This is a genomic window from Granulicella arctica, assembly GCF_025685605.1.
Classification (GTDB): Bacteria; Acidobacteriota; Terriglobia; order Terriglobales; family Acidobacteriaceae; genus Edaphobacter; species Edaphobacter arcticus.
Window position 1 is genome coordinate 308608 of record NZ_JAGTUT010000002.1, and the last position, 19584, is coordinate 328191.

12 protein-coding genes are annotated in these 19584 nt (G+C 57.9%); 7 read left to right on the forward strand and 5 right to left on the reverse strand.

Translation table 11 applies throughout. From position 1 onward, the window contains the following. The first annotated feature begins 301 nt into the window (after positions 1 to 301). Positions 302 to 4183, forward strand: a complete 3882-nt coding sequence (gene smc / locus OHL20_RS21310) for a chromosome segregation protein SMC (RefSeq protein ID WP_263385318.1) — start codon at positions 302 to 304, stop codon at positions 4181 to 4183. A gap of 70 nt (positions 4184 to 4253) precedes the next feature. On the opposite strand, the gene OHL20_RS21315 is transcribed toward smc, so the two are convergent. The 3 genes from OHL20_RS21315 to OHL20_RS21325 form a co-directional block, all read right to left on the reverse strand. Beyond that, the gene (locus OHL20_RS21315; RefSeq protein WP_263385319.1) at positions 4254 to 5504 is read right to left on the reverse strand and encodes a GGDEF domain-containing protein; all 1251 of its coding nucleotides are present in this window, start codon (positions 5502 to 5504) and stop codon (positions 4254 to 4256) included. A 164-nt stretch (positions 5505 to 5668) separates the two neighbouring features. After that, on the reverse strand, positions 5669 to 6967 hold the full coding sequence (locus OHL20_RS21320) for a sigma-54 dependent transcriptional regulator (RefSeq protein ID WP_317890993.1): 1299 nt from the start codon (positions 6965 to 6967) through the stop codon (positions 5669 to 5671). Between the two features lie 279 nt (positions 6968 to 7246). Continuing rightward, positions 7247 to 8035, reverse strand: a complete 789-nt coding sequence (locus OHL20_RS21325) for a response regulator transcription factor (RefSeq protein WP_263385320.1) — start codon at positions 8033 to 8035, stop codon at positions 7247 to 7249. 261 nt (positions 8036 to 8296) lie between these two features. On the opposite strand from OHL20_RS21325, the gene lexA reads away from it, so the two are divergent. Further along, on the forward strand, positions 8297 to 8902 hold the full coding sequence (gene lexA / locus OHL20_RS21330; RefSeq protein ID WP_263385321.1) for a transcriptional repressor LexA: 606 nt from the start codon (positions 8297 to 8299) through the stop codon (positions 8900 to 8902). 162 nt (positions 8903 to 9064) lie between these two features. Here the strand turns inward: lexA and OHL20_RS21335 are convergent, their stop codons facing one another. After that, positions 9065 to 10099: a M20/M25/M40 family metallo-hydrolase gene (locus OHL20_RS21335; protein WP_263385322.1), complete on the reverse strand. Its 1035-nt coding sequence runs from the start codon at positions 10097 to 10099 to the stop codon at positions 9065 to 9067. Between the two features lie 59 nt (positions 10100 to 10158). On the opposite strand from OHL20_RS21335, the gene OHL20_RS21340 reads away from it, so the two are divergent. Next, positions 10159 to 10848, forward strand: a complete 690-nt coding sequence (locus OHL20_RS21340; protein ID WP_263385323.1) for an alpha/beta hydrolase — start codon at positions 10159 to 10161, stop codon at positions 10846 to 10848. Here OHL20_RS21340 and OHL20_RS21345 read toward each other — a convergent pair. Then, on the reverse strand, positions 10845 to 11711 hold the full coding sequence (locus tag OHL20_RS21345) for an alpha/beta fold hydrolase (RefSeq protein ID WP_263385324.1): 867 nt from the start codon (positions 11709 to 11711) through the stop codon (positions 10845 to 10847). The two genes, OHL20_RS21340 and OHL20_RS21345, sit on opposite strands and share 4 nt — an antisense overlap. 378 nt (positions 11712 to 12089) lie before the next feature. Here OHL20_RS21345 and OHL20_RS21350 point away from each other — a divergent pair, with 378 nt between their 5' ends. The 4 genes from OHL20_RS21350 (at position 12090) to OHL20_RS21365 (ending at position 19533) form a co-directional block, all read left to right on the forward strand. After that, positions 12090 to 15071 (forward strand): GAF domain-containing sensor histidine kinase, encoded by a 2982-nt coding sequence (locus OHL20_RS21350; protein WP_263385325.1) that lies wholly within the window; start codon positions 12090 to 12092, stop codon positions 15069 to 15071. Further along, positions 15064 to 16512, forward strand: coding sequence for a sigma-54-dependent transcriptional regulator (locus OHL20_RS21355; protein WP_263385326.1), 1449 nt, complete (start codon positions 15064 to 15066; stop codon positions 16510 to 16512). The genes OHL20_RS21350 and OHL20_RS21355 overlap by 8 nt, the downstream gene beginning before the upstream one ends. Before the next feature lie 364 nt (positions 16513 to 16876). Next, entirely contained in the window at positions 16877 to 17572 is a 696-nt protein-coding gene (locus OHL20_RS21360; RefSeq protein WP_263385327.1) for a DUF305 domain-containing protein, read from the forward strand. Next, positions 17569 to 19533 carry an LVIVD repeat-containing protein gene (locus OHL20_RS21365; protein WP_263385328.1) on the forward strand — a complete coding sequence of 655 codons (1965 nt, stop codon included), beginning with the start codon at positions 17569 to 17571 and terminating at the stop codon, positions 19531 to 19533. The genes OHL20_RS21360 and OHL20_RS21365 overlap by 4 nt, the downstream gene beginning before the upstream one ends. Positions 19534 to 19584: the final 51 nt, after the last annotated feature.

The following is a 19584-nucleotide window of genomic DNA, read 5'->3' on the forward strand; positions in this document are numbered from 1 at the left end:
GAAGCAGCATCTTGGATACGAGGCGAGTAAGCCACCTACGTCGGATAACCGACATTTGGCGATGAAATCCCCATCAATTTGCTGATTTTACCGGTTACATTCTGCCTGCTTTTATGTCCAGAATCCCCGTTTTCACGTGAATGCACTGACTGCGATGCACTTGCCGTCTATTTGTAGGGTTTGCGCCGCCTTATCCACAATATGTAGGGCTATTCCCGTTGATTACCATCCTCACGGCAGACTAGAGTAGAGGAATTGCATCGTTGACCATAGTTTCAGCGTCTCGCAAGCGAGGTTCGATTTGCTCAAACTGAAGAAGGTCCAGATTCTCGGCTTCAAGTCCTTTTGTGATCGTACCGAGGTCCAGCTCTCCGGCGAGGGTATCGCCGCCATCGTCGGTCCCAACGGCTGCGGCAAATCAAACATCTCCGACGCCATCACCTGGGTCCTCGGCGAGCAGTCCGCCAAATCTCTCCGCGGCATCAAGATGGAAGACGTCATCTTCGCTGGCACCCGCGACCGCAAGCCTACAGGCATGGCCGAAGTATCGCTTACCCTCGTCGACCCCGAAGTCTATGACGGCTCCAGCCTCAACAACGAGGAAGACGAGATCCTCAACGGCGTCGTCTCGATCGACAGCACCAGCGACTGGGATGAGACCGCTCTCCGCGCCCACCATGCCGCCGAAACCGAAGATGCAGTAGCCGAGGCACAGCCCGGTACAATCCTCGAGGGCGAAGCAGCACCCTCCAGCGCAGCAGCACCTGACTCTGCCGAAGCAGTCATCGACCCAGCCAATCCGAACGTCGTCCTCAAAATTCGCCGCCGCAAATTTGGCCGTGCTCCCATTCGCGCTGGCGAACTCACCATTACGCGCCGTCTCTTCCGCACCGGCGACTCTGAATACCTTCTCAACGGTAAGATCTGCCGCCTCCGTGACATACAGGACATCTTCATGGGCACCGGTCTCGGCGGCGAGTCTTACGCCATCATCGGTCAGGAGCGCATCGGCCAGCTCCTCTCCTCCAAACCCCACGACCGCCGCAGCATCATCGAAGAAGCCGCCGGTATCACTCGTTTCAAGACGAAGAAGCGTCTCGCCGAACTCCGCCTCGAGTCCGCCAAGCAGAACCTCTCCCGCGTCAACGACATCTTCGAAGAAGTCACAAAGCAGATGACCACCCTCAAGCGGCAGGCTGCCAAGGCCGAGCGCTACGGTGCTCTGCGTGATGAACTCCGCGCTCGCCTTCAGGTTGTCCTTGCCAGCCGCATGGGCCAACTCGATGCAGATCAGGCAACCACCGCAGCACAGATCACCGGACTCTCCGGCACCATCGACACCCAGGCTGCTGAGATCGAGACCATGGACGCCCAGCACACCGATGGTGTTCGCGACGGCTACACCCTCGACGGCCAGATCCGCGAAGCCAACACCGCCGCCAATCAGTCCGCAGTTGAACTCGAACGCACCGCCGCACGCACCGCCGCGAACATTGACCGCGTCGTGGAACTCACCGCCCGTCTCGCACAGGGCGACGAAGATCTGGCCCAGGCTCGCGCTCAGCTAGCCGCCCTCGCAGGCGACCTCGAAACCCATCGCAGCTTCGTCGAGACAGCCACCACCGAGTCCGCTGGTTCGCGCGATCACGCCAACCAGCAGCAGCAGGAGGCGCAGGCTGCAGTCCGAGCCCTCGCCACCGCCGAGCAATCCGCCGAACAGAACCGGCGCCAAACCATGCAGTTGATGGAGCGCGCCGCCCAGAGCCGCAACGAAGAAACGCAGGCCGCCGCAGCCCTCGCTGGCCTCACCGCCGAGGCCGACCGCCTCACCCGCGAATCCAGCACAGCCCGTCAGGAACTCGACACCCTCGGCATGCAGCGCGGCCAGGTTGCCCTCTCCTTCGAGGACGTAACGGCACGACTCAAAGCCCTCGAAGCCGATCTCAACCAACTCCGCGAGCAAGTCAACGTCACCCGCAGCGAAGAGGCTCAGTCCAAGCGCCGCGGCGACCAGCTCCGTGGCGAGCGAGCCACCCTCGTCGGTCGTCGCAACTCGCTCGAGTCGCTCATCCGCGAGCACAGCTACTCCACCGATACCGTCCGCAACATCTTCCGCGCCACCACCAATCGCCTCAAGCAGAACCCGCAGACAGCAGTACCCATCGGCACTCTCGCCGACTTCCTCGACGTCGACAGCCAGTACGAGTCCATCGTCGACGAATACCTCCGCGACGAACTGAACTACATCGTCGTCAACTCTTGGGACGCCGCAAGCGAAGGCGTCCAGCTCCTCCAGAAAGAAGTAGCCGGACGCGCCACCTTCCTGATCCAGACTCCCGAAAATACCGCCAGCCAAAGGGTTGGATCTGAAGCGCCACCGCTCCAGATCGAAGGCGTGACCCCCCTCCGCGAAGCCATCCGCGTCAAGGCCGAGTTCACCCAGGCCCTCGACCAGACCCTTCCCCGCTTCCGTAACGGCTACATCACCACCGACACCGAGACCGCCCGCACCCTCGCCCTCCAGCACCCCGAGGCCTACTTCCTCACACCCACCGGCGAGACCTTCCATCACCTCACCGTCACCGGCGGACGCCCCAGCGCGCAAGGTCCACTGGCCCTCAAGCGGGAACTCAACGACGTCCAGCAGAAGGTTGAGAAAGCCGAGCGAGAGTTGGAGCAGACCGATCAGGAGACCGCCAACCTTCAGCACCAGAACGCTCAACTCAACGCCGACATCGACGGCAAGACGCATGAACGCCGCGACCTCGAGCGCGAGTCCGCCAACTCCGGCGCAGCCCTTCGCCAGCTTGAGTCCGAGGTTCAGCGCATCGAGCGCCGCATGCAGGAGTGGCAGCTCTCCATCGCCCGCAACGGCGACGCCCGCAAGCAGAAGGAAGACCTCATCGCCCGCCGTCAGGAAGAGGCCGCCAGCTTCGAAGCCCAGCGCAACGCAGCCGAACTCACCCTCGCTGATCTTCAGCAGCAGCTGGAAGGTCTCCGCCGTCAGCGCGAAGAACTCCAGGCCGCCGCCGCAGCCGCAGCAGCAGCCCTCGCCGGCCTAGAAGAACGTCGCCGCAACGCAGCCGCCAACTTCGAGCAGACCACCCGCCTTTACAACAATCAGAACCAGCGCATCCAGCAGATCGACCAGCAGCTTATAGCCGCCTCCGCAGAAAAACTTCGCCGCGAAGAGGAGACAACCGCCCTTGAAATCCAGCATGGTCAGCTAGCCGAGACCCGCGCCACCGCCGTAGCCGACGCCGCCCGCCTCACCGAAGAAGCCAGGTCGCTCCGCGCGCTCATGGCCGACCTCGACACCCGCCTCCGCGCCCTCCGCACCGAGACCGAAGGTCTTCGCGAACAGCGTGCCGGTTTCACCGCCCGCGCCGCCCGCCTCGCCGCCGATATCGAACACATCGAGGCCACCTGCCTCAACGACCTCGGCCTTCCTGCCACCGACCTCCGCGCCGATCAATCCATCGTCCGCATCGAAGGAGACACCCTCACCTTCGAAGAGTCCGAGTCCCGCGAGCTCAAGAAGAAGCTCGAAGCCATGGGCCCCGTCAACATGATGGCCCTCGAGGAGTACACAGAATCCGCCGAGCGCCATGGCTTCCTCGAGACCCAGCGCAAGGATCTGCTCGAAGCCATCGAAAACACCCAGGCCTCCATCAAGGAGATCGACGACGTCTCCCGCATCAAGTTCGACGAAGCCTTCAAGATCATCAACGAGAACTTCGGCCTCACCTTCACCAAACTCTTCGGCGGCGGTCAGGCCTCGATGAAGCTCACCGACGCAGAGAACTCCGCCGAATCCGGCATCGACATCCTCGCCTCACCTCCGGGCAAGAAGCTCCAGAACATTCTCCTGCTCTCAGGCGGCGAGAAGGCCCTCACCGCCCTCTCGCTCCTCGTCGGCATCTTCCAGTTCCAGCCTGCCCCCTTCTGCGTGCTCGACGAAGTAGACGCCCCGCTCGACGAAACAAACGTAGGCCGCTTCGCCAAGCTCATCTCCGACATGAGCGCCACCACACAGTTCGTCGTCATCACCCACAGCAAGCGCACCATGTCCCAGGCCGACGTCATCTACGGCGTCACCATGCAGGAGCCCGGCGTCTCGAAGATCGTCAGCGTCAACCTGAGCCGTCAACACAACGCAGAAAACCGTCGCGCCGTAGCCTAGCTTCACCCAACTTTGCGCAGCCGGAGAGGGCACCCTGTCGCTCCGGCTTTTTTTCGCCTCGAACTAACTACTACGAAAGCCGCAACGCCTCGCGATTCGCTTCCTTCACGTGATACATGTTCAAGTCAGCCAGCGCATACAAACTGTCGTGCGTGTCCCCGTCATCCGGATAAAACGCCGCACCGATGCTTGCTGTCACCACCCGCGCGTGGCCCCGTACCCACACCGGATTCTCCAGTGACTCATGCAGCATCTCGATAATATTCTCCACGACACCCCGGGTCATCGTACCTTCCATAATCACCGCGAACTCATCCCCACCAACCCGCGCCAGCATATCCGCATCCTGCAACCTGCTGAGAAAACGCTTCGAGACCTCGCATAACAGCTCATCCCCACCCTTGTGTCCCAGCGTATCGTTTACTGCCTTGAAGTGATTGAGGTCGATCACCAGCAGTGCGATGTTGCTTCCCGTGCGCCGCGACCGCTCCAGCGCCACCTCGAATTCGTTGATGTACGACCGCCGATTCGCCAGCCCCGTCAACTCATCGCGCATCGCCAGCTTGGTCATTCGCGTCATCTGTTCTTCCACCAGCGTCAGCAGCATGCCGGACGCTGCCAGAAACTTCGGAATATTCCAGACCTCCGACTCCACATGCACTGCCGGATAATAATTTGCCAGGTACTGCGCCACAGGAAACACGCAGGCCCACAGTAAGAAGCTCACCGCAGTCACAATCACACCCGTGGTCGTCTCCACCGCATCGCGCCAGAACAGGTACGCGACCAGCAGAAACGGCCAGCACAGCAACCACTGCCCTGCAAAATCCATCGGCGCAAACGCCAGCAGAAGTAACTGAACGCTATACGCGGCCGCCACAAAAAAGCGCGACACCACGATTGAACCATCCGCGTTAAAGCGCCCTCGAATCATGAACCACAGTGCGCCCACAAAACCCGCACCAGTCAGCGCGAAGTAAACCGCATGCGAAAGAACATTAAAGTTCCAGCAGACGATATACGCAAAATTAGGTACAGCGGCAAGAACCATCCACCGCATCTTCGCGAAGTTTAGCGAGCCTGCGGCACCGAGGAAGATCACACTCGACAGCGAGATCGCCACCATGCTCGCCGTATCCTGGTAGAGCTGCCAGCGCCCATTCTGGATCGTCACCACATGCAGAATGGTGTGCACCAGCAGGACCTGCCATCCGAGCGCCCAGTATCGAAACCGCGTCTGCCGATTCAGCCGTCGCAATGCAAAGGAGACGAGCACAATCATCCCGACAGCCAGGAAATCCGGGATGGCGTAATAGTTCAAGTGACCCCTTACCTTTCAGACCCCAGAACTAGTGCAGAAGCCAATCAATGGTGCAAGTTTCTTTGCCTCCAGTATAGATAGAGTTTGAACACAAGAAAACGACCATCGCACTTATGTCGCATATATGCCGACTTAGGGGCTTCATCAACAAAACCACGGCGAACTTAATTCCCGTTCCTGCTCGTAGCCCGTCGCAGCCGTATCTCATCTACCTCAATCTGCGGCCGATCTCCGGCAAGAATTGCTCCTCGTTCCAGTACGTGCATCAGCTCTCGGACATTCCCCGGCCAGCCATGCTCCTGTAGCTTCGCCACCGCTGCAGCGGAGATCTTCTTCTGCGGCATCGTCTGTCCCATCTGCTCAAGAAAATGGTCAATCAGCAGAGGCAGGTCATCCATACGCTCCCGCAGCGCTGGCACCTCCACCGGAAATACAGCCAGCCGATGATAAAGGTCCAACCGAAACAGCCGCTCCTCCGCGCGTTTCTCCAAAGGCTGGTGTGTCGCCGCGATCACCCGCACATCGACCCGCGTCAATTCGTTATCGCCCACCCGTTGCAGCTCGCCTGTCTCTAGAAACCGCAGCATCTTCGCCTGTAGCGCCAGCGGCATCTCGCCAATCTCGTCCAAAAATAGCGTGCCTCCATCAGCCGCCTCAATCCGTCCCGTGCGCGATTGCACCGCCCCTGTAAACGCGCCGCGAGCATGGCCGAACAACTCCGCCTCCAGCAGCGTCTCGGGAATAGCCGCGCAGTTCAGCACCGTAAACGCCCTTGAAGCCCGCGCACTGAGCCGATGCAGCGCCTTCGCCACTACCTCCTTGCCCGTCCCCGTCTCTCCTTCGATCAGCACCGTAGCCGTCCGCGGAGCCACCAGCCGGATCAGCCGCGCCAACTCCCGCATGGGTTCGCTCCGCCCCACCATCCCCGCAATCAATACCTCGTCCGGCGGTCCAGTCTGCCGAACCCTCATATCTTCGAGCAACGGCATCTGCACACTCTGGGTCTGCACCGCCGTATGCTCCGGCCGGCTCACCGGGGCCTCCATCTCCGACCCATCCTGCGACTCCCGCAGCGCATGCAGCAGCTCATTGCGTCGCGGACTGCGCGCCCCTCCACTCTCCACTCCGCCATCCACCTGCACCAGGTCCATCGCCGGGTACAGCAGCCGCAGTTGTCCCGCAAACTCGCCCACTTCAAGATCCGGCAGCCAGCTATCCAGCAACATCGCCTCAGCCCGCGCCATCTCTAAATGGCCCATCGCCTCAGCCCCTCCGCTTGCCTCGCGGACCTGCCACCGCAGGCCCGTCAGGGTCGCTCGCAACCGTCCACGCAGCCCGGCGTCCGCACTCACCAGCACTACCGTCCGCATCGCCGCAAACTCACGCCCGCCAACCATCGCTGGTCCCGGTCTTCCCGCTACCTGCCCAAGTACAGTCTGTCCAGCCGCCATCCCATCACCCAACCCTCTCTCGTTCCATCGCTTGTTGGATCACCGACCGCATCGCAATCACCGTCGTACTCAAGCGATTGCACTCTCTTAGACACTCCGCAAATAGTCCGTCTCCGACTTTCCTTCGCGCTGCAGCTAAGCCAGTTCCGATCAATCCGGCCTCTTCGTTCAGTTGCCCGATCTCAAGTCGACACTGCAGCGCAGTAAGCGGCTGGCACATCTCGTGGAGAGCTTGGGCAACGTCACCCAGCGTTCCCTCTTGCCGCAAGCTGCCTTCCCTGCCCGTCGCGTTCACGCTCCTACCTGCTGTCCAACCATCTGTAGCGGCATCTGTCCAAACAGCACCTGCGATCGAACCGCGCGTACTGGCTTCTTACGGGTCGGGCCGCCCACCATATAGCCTTCACCGCGAACCGTCTCGATCAGGAACTCCCCTGCCTGCACGCCGCCAAACGCAAGCTCAGCCTCAGAAGCACCAAGCTTCTTTCGGAGATAGTTCACGTACACATCCACCACATTCGTCCCCGCATCCGGGGCCATCTGCCACACGTCCCGGAGCAACTCCCCACGTGAGCAGCACTGGCCTTTCCGCGCCAGCAGAAACTCCAACAGGGAGAACTCCTTACCCGTTAGCTCCACCGCTCGCGCGCCACGCATTACCTTGCGCGTCATCCGGTTCAACTCCACATTGCCGTGTCGCAGCACAGGATCGGCAAACTGTTCCCGCCGTCGCAGCAGCGCCTTACACCGTGCTCGTAACTCGTGAAAACTGAACGGCTTTAACAGGCAATCATCCGCCCCCAGATCCAGACACTTCACCTTCTCCTCGACTCCGCTGCGCCCCGTCAGCACCAGAACCGCCGTCCGCTTGCATCGCGACCGAAGCTCTGTCAGCACCTCGACCCCATCCCGTCGCGGCAGCCCGAGGTCCAGAATCACAAGGTCGAATTGTGACGATTCGAGAGTGGCCACAGCCGCCTCTCCATCTCCTACCCATTCAATCTGGTGTCCCTCTAGTTGCAGTCCCCGTTGCAGAAATAACCCTAAGGCAGCATCATCTTCAACAATCAAAACCCGCATGCGTATGTCCCTCGATAGTTTGCTAAAACAACCTTCTTTTCCACACTTCCACAGAACACCTCAGTTACCGTCTTGGGTGTTGCTTTATTACCTTGGTGCTTCAAGGCGCGATCTGCAACAGGATTCGTGCAAACTGAACTACGCTTCCATCCCAAAAGAGGAATGACAGGTCGGATTAACTACGCAGGCTCATGTCGCTAAATCTCGCGTTGTGCAACAACAAACATTTCCACTTCGCTTTTTATTCGCTACAATCACGCCATGGCTATCACGCGGCGGCAAAAAGAGGTCATGGACTTTCTCTCCGGCTTCACGACCAAAAACGGCTACTCCCCTTCGTATGAAGAGATTGCCCAGGGACTTAACCTCAGCTCCCTTGCCACCGTGCACAAGCACGTCACCAACCTCCAGAACAAGGGTCTATTACAGCGCGCTCATAATCGCAGCCGCTCGATCGACGTTCTGCCCGCCCGTTCCAGCAAAAAGGGCTTTGATCGCCTGCCGTTACTCGGTCGCATCGCCGCCGGTAAACCCGTTGAGGCCATCGAGACCGCTGAGACCATCTCCCTTGGAGACATCATTGGCAATCGCGAGGTCTTCGCTTTGGAGGTCCGGGGCGATTCCATGCGCGACGAGCACATCGTCAACGGTGACTATGTTCTGGTCGAGCGCACCAGCACCGCACGCGAAGGTGAGATCATCGTCGCCCTCATCGACGGAGCCGATGCCACCCTCAAGCGCTTCTACCGAGAAGGTGCCATGATCCGCCTCCAACCCTCCAACAAGGAGATGGCGCCGATCTATGCTCCCGCTGCCACGGTCAACATTCAGGGCAAGGTCCTGGGCGTCTTGCGCAAGTACGCCTGAGCCCCATTCCTCTGAATATAAAGTAGCCTGTTTGACAAACAGAGGCCCAATTAGACCCCTCTAATCGCCGTGACACGGTCGATCAAGCGCGCAGGTCCACTTGCGGTCCAGACCTAAGTCCAATGTTTTGACGACTTTGGACTTTTGAAAAAACTCTAAGGTCTAGTCCACAAGACTTGTGGCCAGCCCGACATACAAGTCCACACACTCCAGCAACTCCCGCTTGCTGATCCGCTCATCCGGCGTATGCGCTACATGGATGCTTCCCGGCCCAAGCAGAAACGGCTCCCCCCAGTTCGTCAGCGTCGGAATGTCGGTAGCGAACTTGGCCACCATCGTCGGCAAATCACCTACTCTCCGCATCCGCACAAAGCTGAGATCCAGCGAGAAGGTAACCTCGACCCGGTTGCGAACAGCCTTTAAAATCAGATCCTTGACGTCCGAAGAAGGTCCAACAGTTCGAATCAACAGATGAGCTTCAGCCTTGTCCGCGATCACATTCGGCGCTCGACCACCCGAAATCAGCCCAATATTGACAGTCGAAGGGCCAATCTCAGGCTCAACCGGAAGGTCCAGCGCCATGATGTCGTGCAGCGACGCAAGCAGCTTGTCGATAGCCGAGTCGCCCAGCTCCGGATAGGCCGAGTGGGCCATCTTTCCGCTGGCCCGCAGCTCAACCCGCAAAGCGCCCTTGGTCGCCAGGGCCAGTCGATTGTCCGTCGGCTCACCGTTGATCAGGAACCGCGCACCCTTCGGAGTCGTGTTCGCCGCAAGTGCCCCAGCCGAATCCCGCTCTTCCCCAACCACGAACAGCAGCCCAACCTTCACGCCCGCTTCCCGCAACCGATCCGCCGCCGCAACCTGGGCCGCGATGATCCCCTTCGCATCACACGTTCCGCGTCCATACAGAAACTCATCGTCTTCAGTACACCCAAAGAATGGAGGAACCGTATCCATGTGCGTCGACAGCACAACATCCGGGGTGATTCCAGGCAGAGCAGCATAGAGATTGAACCGTTCCCCTTCGCCTCCGCCCGGCGTCAATGCAAGCTCAGGCTGCGAAACCGCCTGCCGCTCTACTGCATACTTCTGCTTTGTCAGATACTCATACAGAAATGCACCAGCCAATCCTTCGTGATACGTCGTCGAGTCGATGTCGACAAGCTGTTTCGTGAGCGCAATCGGGTCGATAGCCATGGAACTTCAGAATACCCGACAAGCATTACAGCCACGCTTCCGCGGTTAGACTCAAAGAGATGAGCCCTACCGAAACCGCTTCCCAGATCCGCTCGATCGATAACCTCTACGGTCCAGACGGCAAACTCGAAGCCGTCCTCAACACCGGTAGCGAAGATGCGCCCTACGCCGCAATGGTCTGTCATCCCTATCCACCAGCAGGTGGGACGATGCATAACAAGGTCGTCTACAACGCCATGAAGGTCTTCTCCAGCTTTGGCCTTCCCGTTCTGCGCTTCAATTTCCGCGGAGTTGGCCTCAGCGAAGGCACCTTCGACAACGGTCATGGTGAGCAGAACGACGTTCGCGCCGCTCTAAGCTGGCTCGAGCACAATCTCAAGCTCCCCATCATCTTCGCCGGATTCTCGTTCGGCTCCCACGTCGGTCTGCGCGCCTGCTGTGGCGATGTACGCGTGAAAGGTCTGATCGGCCTGGGCCTTCCCGTTCGCGCCGAGCATCGCGATTATACCTACGGCTTCCTGCCCAAGTGCGTCGAACCCAAGCTCTTCCTCAGCGGCGATCACGATGAGTTCGGTCCGCGTGACGTGATGGAAGAGGTCCTCGAAACCGCACCTGATCCCAAACATATGGTCTGGATCGAAGGCGCAGACCATTTCTTTCAGGGAGTTCCAGGTTCACCAGCAGCAAAGCTCGACGTCATGCGTCACGAGATGCAGACCTGGCTTCAGAAGCAATTCCAACTCAGCTAGGCTGCTCGGTGACTCGCAGGCATTAGCATCACCGAACTTCCGTCGGCGAGCCAATCACGCATCGCCCGATTGCACTCATCCGGCATCTCCGCAAAAGCGATGTGACCAACTCCCGGAAACACCAGCAGCTTCGAGCGCATCAGGATCTCCTGCAGCCTGTGAGCTGAAGGAAGACCGACCGTCCGATCAAGATCACCCCAGATCAACAAGGTTGGTTTCTCTGCCAGACCACCAAGCACAAGCCGTAACGCACGCATATCGTCAAACCAGCTCCGCAGAATCGCGAGAATATGATCCATCGTCCCGGGAATCTTGAGGCCTGTGATGTAGCCCTCGAGCGTTCCGTCGACAACCCGCGAAGGATCGCCGTACATCCGGCTCAGAGCGGTAGCTTTCAGGCGTCTCGGCAGCATCGGAACCTGTCGCGCAAACCAGCGCCCGATTGGCTTCTGGTAGAAGCGGATGAGCTGATGTCCGAAGTCGCAGAAAGGATTTGCCGGGGCAAAGAGGATCAGCTTTCGAACCCTCTCTGGATGCCGAGCGGCCAGCATCATTGCAACCGCGCCGCCGTGAGAATGTCCGGATACGTCAGCCTGTGCAATCCCAAGCGCATCCATCAATCCTGCCAAGCCGTCCGCGGTAGCCTCAAGCCCTGCATCAAGTCCAGCCACTCGCTCCGATTCACCCATATTGAAGAGGTCGACCGCATAGACCGTCGCATGTTGCGCCAGGAAGTTGATATTCTGCTGCCAGTTGCGAGCCGAACCCACAAGACCATGAAGCAGCAGCAGCGGCGCTCCCTCACCCGAACGTTGCAGGTGAACACGCATTCCATTGGTCGATACGAACAGATCCTCAATCACAATTGTTCCTGCTACTGCTGCAGTTGCAGCTGCTTCCTATCTCGATGTGGGGAATCTCAGGTCGCGATTGTTGTGCGTCGTCTGACGAGTCAGACTCAATGTTACAGGAATATTAACAGCACTGCTATATCCATCAATAGGCTCGACGGTGAATGACTTCGCGGGTTTCCGATTTAGTCCCCCGGCCGAGGTAAACCGAACTAAAATCAGTGCAGTGCCGTATCACTCGCTATACCAACTGCGTACAGGGTCAACATTCTTTTTTTCAGCACTGGCTATGAAAATCAGTAGCAGGTGCCATGTTCTCACCCAACTTCGTGCAGAGTGGGCAGGCGAATTGGGTTGGAACGACGCTTGCTACACAAGACATACAGCCATATGAGGAACGCTTTTCAAACTCGCATTCTCGCCGTCGGCCTTGCATTGGCGACCTTAGCGGTTTGCTTGTTGGCGAGCTTCAATCTGGTGCAGGAGAACAGCTTCGATTCCCCAACTGATGGCATTTGGTGGGTCGAAGCGCAGGGTGGATTGCGCGCGGAGCGGGTTCCAGCAGACTCTCCCGGAAGTCGCGCAGGCATTCGTCCTGGAGATATTCTCGAGGCTGTAAATAGCCACGCTACGCCGCGCCTGGCACCGTTCGAGCGAGCCATTTATAGCACTGGCATCTGGGCGCGCGCCAGCTATGCCATCCATCGGCCGATGACCGCCGCCCGGGGTGATCTCGCACCGAAACTCGACATAAACGTCATCCTCGAACCAGTCGATAAAAGCAATCTGCAAGTTTCTCGCCTGATCGCTCTCGTTTACCTGTCTATCGGTCTTTACGTGCTCTTCCGACGGTGGACTGCGCCAAAATCCACTCATTTCTTTGTTTTTTGCCTAACCTCTTTCGTTTTGTACGCTTTTAAGTACACCGCAAAGTTTGACATCCTCGATTGGACTATCTACTGGTCAAACATCATCGCCACAGCGCTCCAGCCGGCGCTCTTCCTTCACTTCGCAGTCAGCTTCTCGGATAACTTCACCAGTCGTCGACGAAGTGCCGGGCGCCGACGTCTCCTGACCCCGCTCATCTATCTACCCGGGCTCATTCTTGTCGCCCTACAGTACACCGCGGTCGAGTTCTGGTCAGCAACTGAGCTTCTCAAGCATCGCCTCGATCAGACCGCTTACGCATATCTGGCTGTCTACTACGTCGCAGCTGCAGTCGTTTTCACCTTCCGTTATCGCTCAGCGGAGTCGGCCCTGGAGCGTCAGCAACTGAAATGGCTGACCCGCGGCACGCTCCTCGCCGTTATTCCCTTCACCGTGCTCTACGTCCTGCCGTATGTCTTTGACATGGCGGTTCCGACGCTCGTGACGAAGTTCGCCGGACTCTCTCTCGTCTTTCTTCCTCTTACCTTCAGTTGGGCGATCGTTCGATATCGACTGATGGACGTGGATCTGATCTTCAAGCGCGGTGTGACGTACACCCTCGCCACAGCTGCCCTGGTCGGCCTCTATTTCGGAGCGGTCGCGGTTACGGCCGAGATGGTACACACTCGCCTTCCTAGCCTGAAGATCTATGGCCTGCTCGCCGCAATCGTCGTTACCGGGCTTGTCTTTGACCCTTTGAAGCGTGCTATCCAGGGCAGGGTCGACCGCGTATTCGATCAAAAGCGTTTCGACTATCGCGAGACACTCATCAATTTTGGCCGAAGCCTCAACTCGCAGACCGATCTTCGTGCTCTGGTCGATTCGATCGTCGAGCGCCTTCCCCAGACTCTCCTGGTGACCCGTGTAGCCGTGTTTCTCGCGGCCGAGCCCGATGCTCGCGACACGAGCCCATTCTCCCTCGCCGCGTCGCACGGCCTTACGAATCTTCAAGCCGTTGAACTTCAGGCGCTTGATGTTCGCTTTCTCGACTTCGACGAGCCTGGATCGAATAGCCATATCTTCCTGGAGAATCCTCAACAGGTTCTACGTCTCCCCGAGGATCAACGCCGTACCGCAGGTCGTCTGGACCTCAACTACTATCTCCCATGCCGCGTTGCAAACCGCGAAGGAAGTGGTACGCGCACTGTTGCTGTAATCGGCCTCGGACGGACCGATGATGGGGACTTTCTATCGAGCGAAGACATGGAACTTCTTGAATCGCTCGCCGGCTACATCGGAATTGCAATCCAGAATGCCCAGCTCTACAGGCGCCTTGAGTCAAAGATCACCGAGTATGAGCGGCTTAAGGAGTTTCACGAAAATATCGTTGAATCCATCAACATTGGCGTCTTTGCGGTTGACCTCGAAGATCGGATCGAGACCTGGAACGCACCGATGGAGGCGATGTACTCAAAGCCGCGTCACGAGGCGCTTCGTCAGCCGCTTTCAAGCGTCTTCCCTCCTGAGTTTGTCTCTCGCTTCGCCAGCGTTCGGGACGATCACGGCACACATACACTTTATAAATTCCGTCTTGCGCTTCCGAACGGCGAGTTTCGCATTGCCAACATCTCGATCGCGCCACTGGTGACACGAGACCTGGTAGCCATCGGCCGTATTGTCCTGGTCGACGATATTACCGATCGCATCCAGCTCGAAGTCCAATTGACGCAAGCAGAGAAACTCTCCTCGATTGGTCTTCTAGCAGCTGGCGTCGCGCACGAGGTCAATACACCGTTGGCTGTCATCTCCAGCTACACGCAGATGCTGACGAAGCATATGAGCGCTGACACGCGTCTCGCGCCGATCCTCGAGAAGATCACGCAGCAGACCTTCCGCGCGTCAGAGATCGTCAATGGCCTGCTCAACTTTTCGCGTACCAGCGGCAGCGAGTTCACCAGCGTTGATCTCAATCAGCTTCTTCGCGATACCCTCACACTTCTCGATCATCAGCTTAAGACTTCGCAGGTACGTGTCGATACGGCTTTCGACCCGTCCCTCGAACGCATCAAGGGAAATCAGGGTAAGCTCCAGCAGGTAGTCCTTAATTTGCTCCTCAACGCGAAGGACGCTATGCATGGAATTCCGAATGCCTCTCTGCGTGTCACAACCGAACAGACCGGTACGCACGTTTTCATAGTCGTCCAAGACTCCGGCAACGGGATCGAACGCGAGCATCTACATCGCATCTACGATCCATTCTTCACGACTAAGGCGACCCCACCCGAAGGTCAACGCAAAGGCACCGGCCTGGGTCTCGCCGTCACCTACGGGATCATTCAGGAGCACTCGGGCAAGATTCATGTTGAAAGTGAGGTCGGCATCGGCACCATCTTCCGCCTCGAATTCCCGTCTTTAACCTCTCTGTCCACAAGCGAGAAGTCGGCATATCCTTCCCTTGCGAGCGCAACACCCGTCGAAGATACGAGGTCGACCATCCATGCCTGAAATCGCCGAACCAGTTTCTGTATCGCTTCCAGCCACACGCTCGCTACGTGATTCGACAGGTGCAAGCATTCTCATCATCGATGACGAAGGCGCTATCCGTGAATCGCTTGACACTCTCCTCACGCTGGAAGGATTCAACGTGACGATGGCGATCGATGGCCCCTCTGGACTGGACCAGCTGTCCCGCAATCAGTACGATCTACTCCTGCTCGACCTGGCTCTGCCCGGCGAGAGCGGTATTGATCTGCTGCCACGTATCTTAGAGATCCAGCCACAGCTTCCGGTAATCATGATTACCGCTTATGGGACCGTCGGTAATGTGGTCGACGCCATACGCGCAGGGGCCGAGAATTTCACCCAGAAGCCCTGGGACAATGAGAAGCTGCTCGCCGACATACGCACTGCCGTCTCTCGCCATCGCGCTGAAGAAGAGGTCGTTCAACTTAAACGCACCCTCAAGCAGCGCTACAACTTCGAGCACATCATCGGCAAGTCCGAACCCATGCTGCGGCTCTTCGACATGGTCGGCCAGGTCGCGCCTAGTCGCTCCACAGTTCTGATTCAAGGTGAGAGCGGTACAGGCAAAGAGCTGATCGCGAAAGCGATCCACGCCAACTCTCCACGCCGCGACAAACCGTTCGTACCCGTCAATACCGGTGCGGTTCCTTCTGAGCTGCTGGAGTCTACCCTCTTCGGCCATGTCAAGGGTGCCTTTACATCGGCAGTTTCCTCGAAGAAGGGCCTCTTTGAAGTAGCCAATGGTGGAACACTCTTTCTTGATGAGATTGGCACCATGGGCATTGATATGCAGGCCAAGATCCTGCGCGTGTTGCAGGATCGTCGCTTCATGCATCTCGGTGGAACCTCCGAAATTCAAGTCGACGTTCGCATCATCGCCGCGACGAATGTGAATCTCCAGCAGGCCGTTCGTGACGGAAGGTTCCGTGAAGACCTCTTCTATCGCCTCAATGTGATCGCTCTGGAACTTCCGCCGCTTCGATCGCGGCGCGAAGATATTCCTCTGCTTGCCGCTCACTTCCTCAAGTTCTACGCCGAAGAGAACGGCATGGAGCCGCGCGTTTTAGCGCCTGATGCCATGCGAGTACTAATGGACTATGAATGGCCCGGCAATGTTCGCGAGCTTGAAAATGCGATGGAGCGCGGTGTTGTTCTCTCGACCGCCAAGACCATCCCGGCCGATCTTCTCCCTGCGCAGTTGACTGGTAGCACCTACTCAGCCAGTATCCTCGATCACCGTCCGGACGCCAGCCTCTTCGACCTGATGGAAGAGATCGAACGGCGCATCATTGCTGATCGTCTCGAACGCTGCCACTGGAATCAGACCGAAGCGGCAGAGTACTTTAAGATCCCGCTCAGTACCCTTAACCAGAAGATCAAACGCCTCAATGTTGAGATCAAAAAGCGTAGCCTCAGAGACTAGCCACAAGGGATGTAAGTCACAAGCTGTCCAGGACTCTTGCCTGATTTAGATCCAGTGCACTGTTCCACCAGTGCTGATGGGCGGCTCTGACGGCTCCGTTAAGCCGGACACTTAACGACTATCTGTACAGGTTGGTTCTCGTGTAATGCCTGTTTTGCAAAGCGCCAGTATTCCTGAACAACTGGTACGTAAGTGAAGTCCATTGTGTTAAGCGCAAATCGGATGTGATACATTTCACCAATCCACTGATTACGTCTTATCTCCAGAGCCTATAACGCCTGATCACAAATTGAATGCTGTGAATGGTGCGTCCTTTATTGCGGGCCTTACGTCTCAAATACATCCGAAAACAGGGAGAGCTGGGTTGGCAGAAGAAGGCTCCATTAGGTTTGCATTTCGTCTCTATGCAGCAGCGTTGCTCTGCTTGAGCATCGTACCTGCTCCTTGCAAGGCACAGGCCACACCCGCTGATGCACCTATTGTTCAGCCGGGTGCGCCAGGCCATAGCAATAAGACGCTGACCGCAGCAACTGCAGCGGGACCCCACCGTGAACCCTCGGAGGCCGACGTCAAGTTCATGCAGGACATGATCATGCATCACGGGCAGGCCGTGGAGATGACAGAGCTACTGAAGACGCGTAGTCACAATACCGAGGTTCAAGCTATCGGAGACCGGATCAACGTCTCACAAACCGACGAGCTGCGCTACATGAAGCAATGGCTGCAGGATAGAGGCAAGCCATTGGCTTCCGAACATGACTCGATGGCGGGTATGGATATGAGTGGAATGGACATGGCCGACATGGCCATGATGCCGGGCATGTTGACCCCTCGCCAGATGGACACCCTCCGAAAGTCAACGGGCTCAACCTTTGATCATCTTTTCTTGACGGGGATGATTCAGCACCACACCGGCGCCGTGAACATGGTGAAGCAGCTCTTCAATACACAGGGAGCCGGTCAGGATCCACAACTTTTCGACTTTGCCAATGACGTAGACAACACCCAGTTAGCGGAAATTGATTTTATGCAGCATATGCTGAAAAAGGAGCACCAATGATCGCAAGGCTTACTTCGTCATTTACGCGCAGTGCTGTCATCACGGCACTTGCACTGTCTGTCTCTTTCTGCGCTGCTCAAACCACATCATCGGTCTACACCAATCCTCGAGCGGGAGCTGATGATCCTCGTATCGGTCTTAAAGGTGGCTTATACGATGCAGGAGAAGCGGCCTTCGGACTAAAGCGGATTGTTTCGCTGCCAAAGCCAGCCGGTTTCGCTCCCGACCTCGCTGCAATTGCCGCTATAGATGCCGCGCCTGAACCTGCTCCGGGTGCCCCACGCGCGCCGCGTCCGCCGGGTCCTGCCGGTCCTGCTCCCTACGGCACTACGAACTCCGACCTTGCCTTCAGCAGTACCCACCTCTTCGTAGGCAACTACAACGGCGTCAACTTCTACGACATCTCCGACCCGGCAAAGATCAAGCTGGTTACATCGATGGTCTGCCCAGGTGGCCAGGGTGACGTCTCCGTCTATGGTCATCTGCTCTTCATGTCGGTTGAAGCGGCGAATGGCCGACTCGACTGCGGCACGCAGGGTTTCCCTGTTCCAGCCGCTGCAACGCCTACGCCGGCTCCTGAACCCGCCTCCCCTGCCGCTCCCGGTGCACCTGTTGCGCGCCAGCGTCCGCCGCTTCCGCCGCCAAGCTCCGACCGCGTCAAAGGCGTTCGCATCTTTGACATCAGCGATATCTCCAAGCCGAAGCAAGTCGCCGACGTTCAGACCTGCCGCGGCTCCCATACCCACACCCTCGTAGTCGATCCGAAGGATAAGGATAACGTCTATATCTATGTCTCCGGCTCGGCAGCCGTCCGTCAAGCGGAAGAGCTTGCTGGCTGCTCGGGTGCCGATCCTTCGGCTGATCCTGACACGGCCCTCTTCACAATCGTCGTCATCAAAGTTCCCCTTGCTCATCCTGAGCTCTCGAAGGTAGTCAACAGCCCGAAGATCTTCACTGATCCGGCGTCAGGTGATGTCAACGGTCTCTGGAAGGGTGGCACGCACGGCGAAGGCACACAGACGACCTCGGCAACTCGTGGCTGCCACGATATCACTGTCCGTTCCGACCTCGGCCTGGCTGCAGGTGCCTGCTCAGGTAACGGAATCCTTCTGAATATCTCTGACCCTGTGCACCCCGTCCGTCTCGACGCAGTAAATGATCCAAACTACGCTTTCTGGCACTCCGCTAACTTCAGCAACGACGGCACCAAGGTTCTGTTTACCGACGAATGGGGCGGCGGTGGACAGCCTCGCTGCCGTTCCACGGATCCGATGAACTGGGGTGCGGACGCTCTCTTCAACCTCAAAGACGGCAAGCTGACCTTGGCTTCGTACTACAAAATGCCCGCACCCCAAACCGAACTGGAAAACTGCGTTGCTCACAATGGCTCGCTGATCCCGATCCCAGGGCGCGATATTGAAGTGCAATCCTGGTATCAGGGTGGAGTCTCAATCGTTGACTTTACCGACATTTCTCACCCCATCGAGATCGGTTACTTTGACCGTGGACCCGTCGATGGCACACGGCATGCCATGGGTGGTCAATGGTCGACTTACTGGTACAACGGCTACATCTACGGCTCGGAGATCGCTCGCGGCGTGGATGTCTTCAAACTCGTTCCCAACAAGTACCTCACTCAAAACGAGATCGACGCGGCAAGCCAAGTGCATGTTGCTGAATTGAACGTGCAGAATCAGGAGAAATTTAGCTGGCCCGCGAACTATGTAGTCGCTCACGCCTACATCGATCAACTCGCCCGTAGCAACTCTCTTGATGCGAAGCAGGTCTCCTCACTGAACGCGGCTATTGCCAAGAACAAATCAAAAGAACTGAAAACAATGGCAGCAAGCCTTGATAAGGATGCGGCCGCTGCCAAGTCACCGGTGGACGCGAATCGCATGCACAAGCTCGCTGACATTATCAAACAGGGCGGAGCCCCACTACAGGCTTCTCTCAACTAGAAATGAGTGGCTCGCATCCGACGTTCTCGTCGGATGCGAACCACGATATTT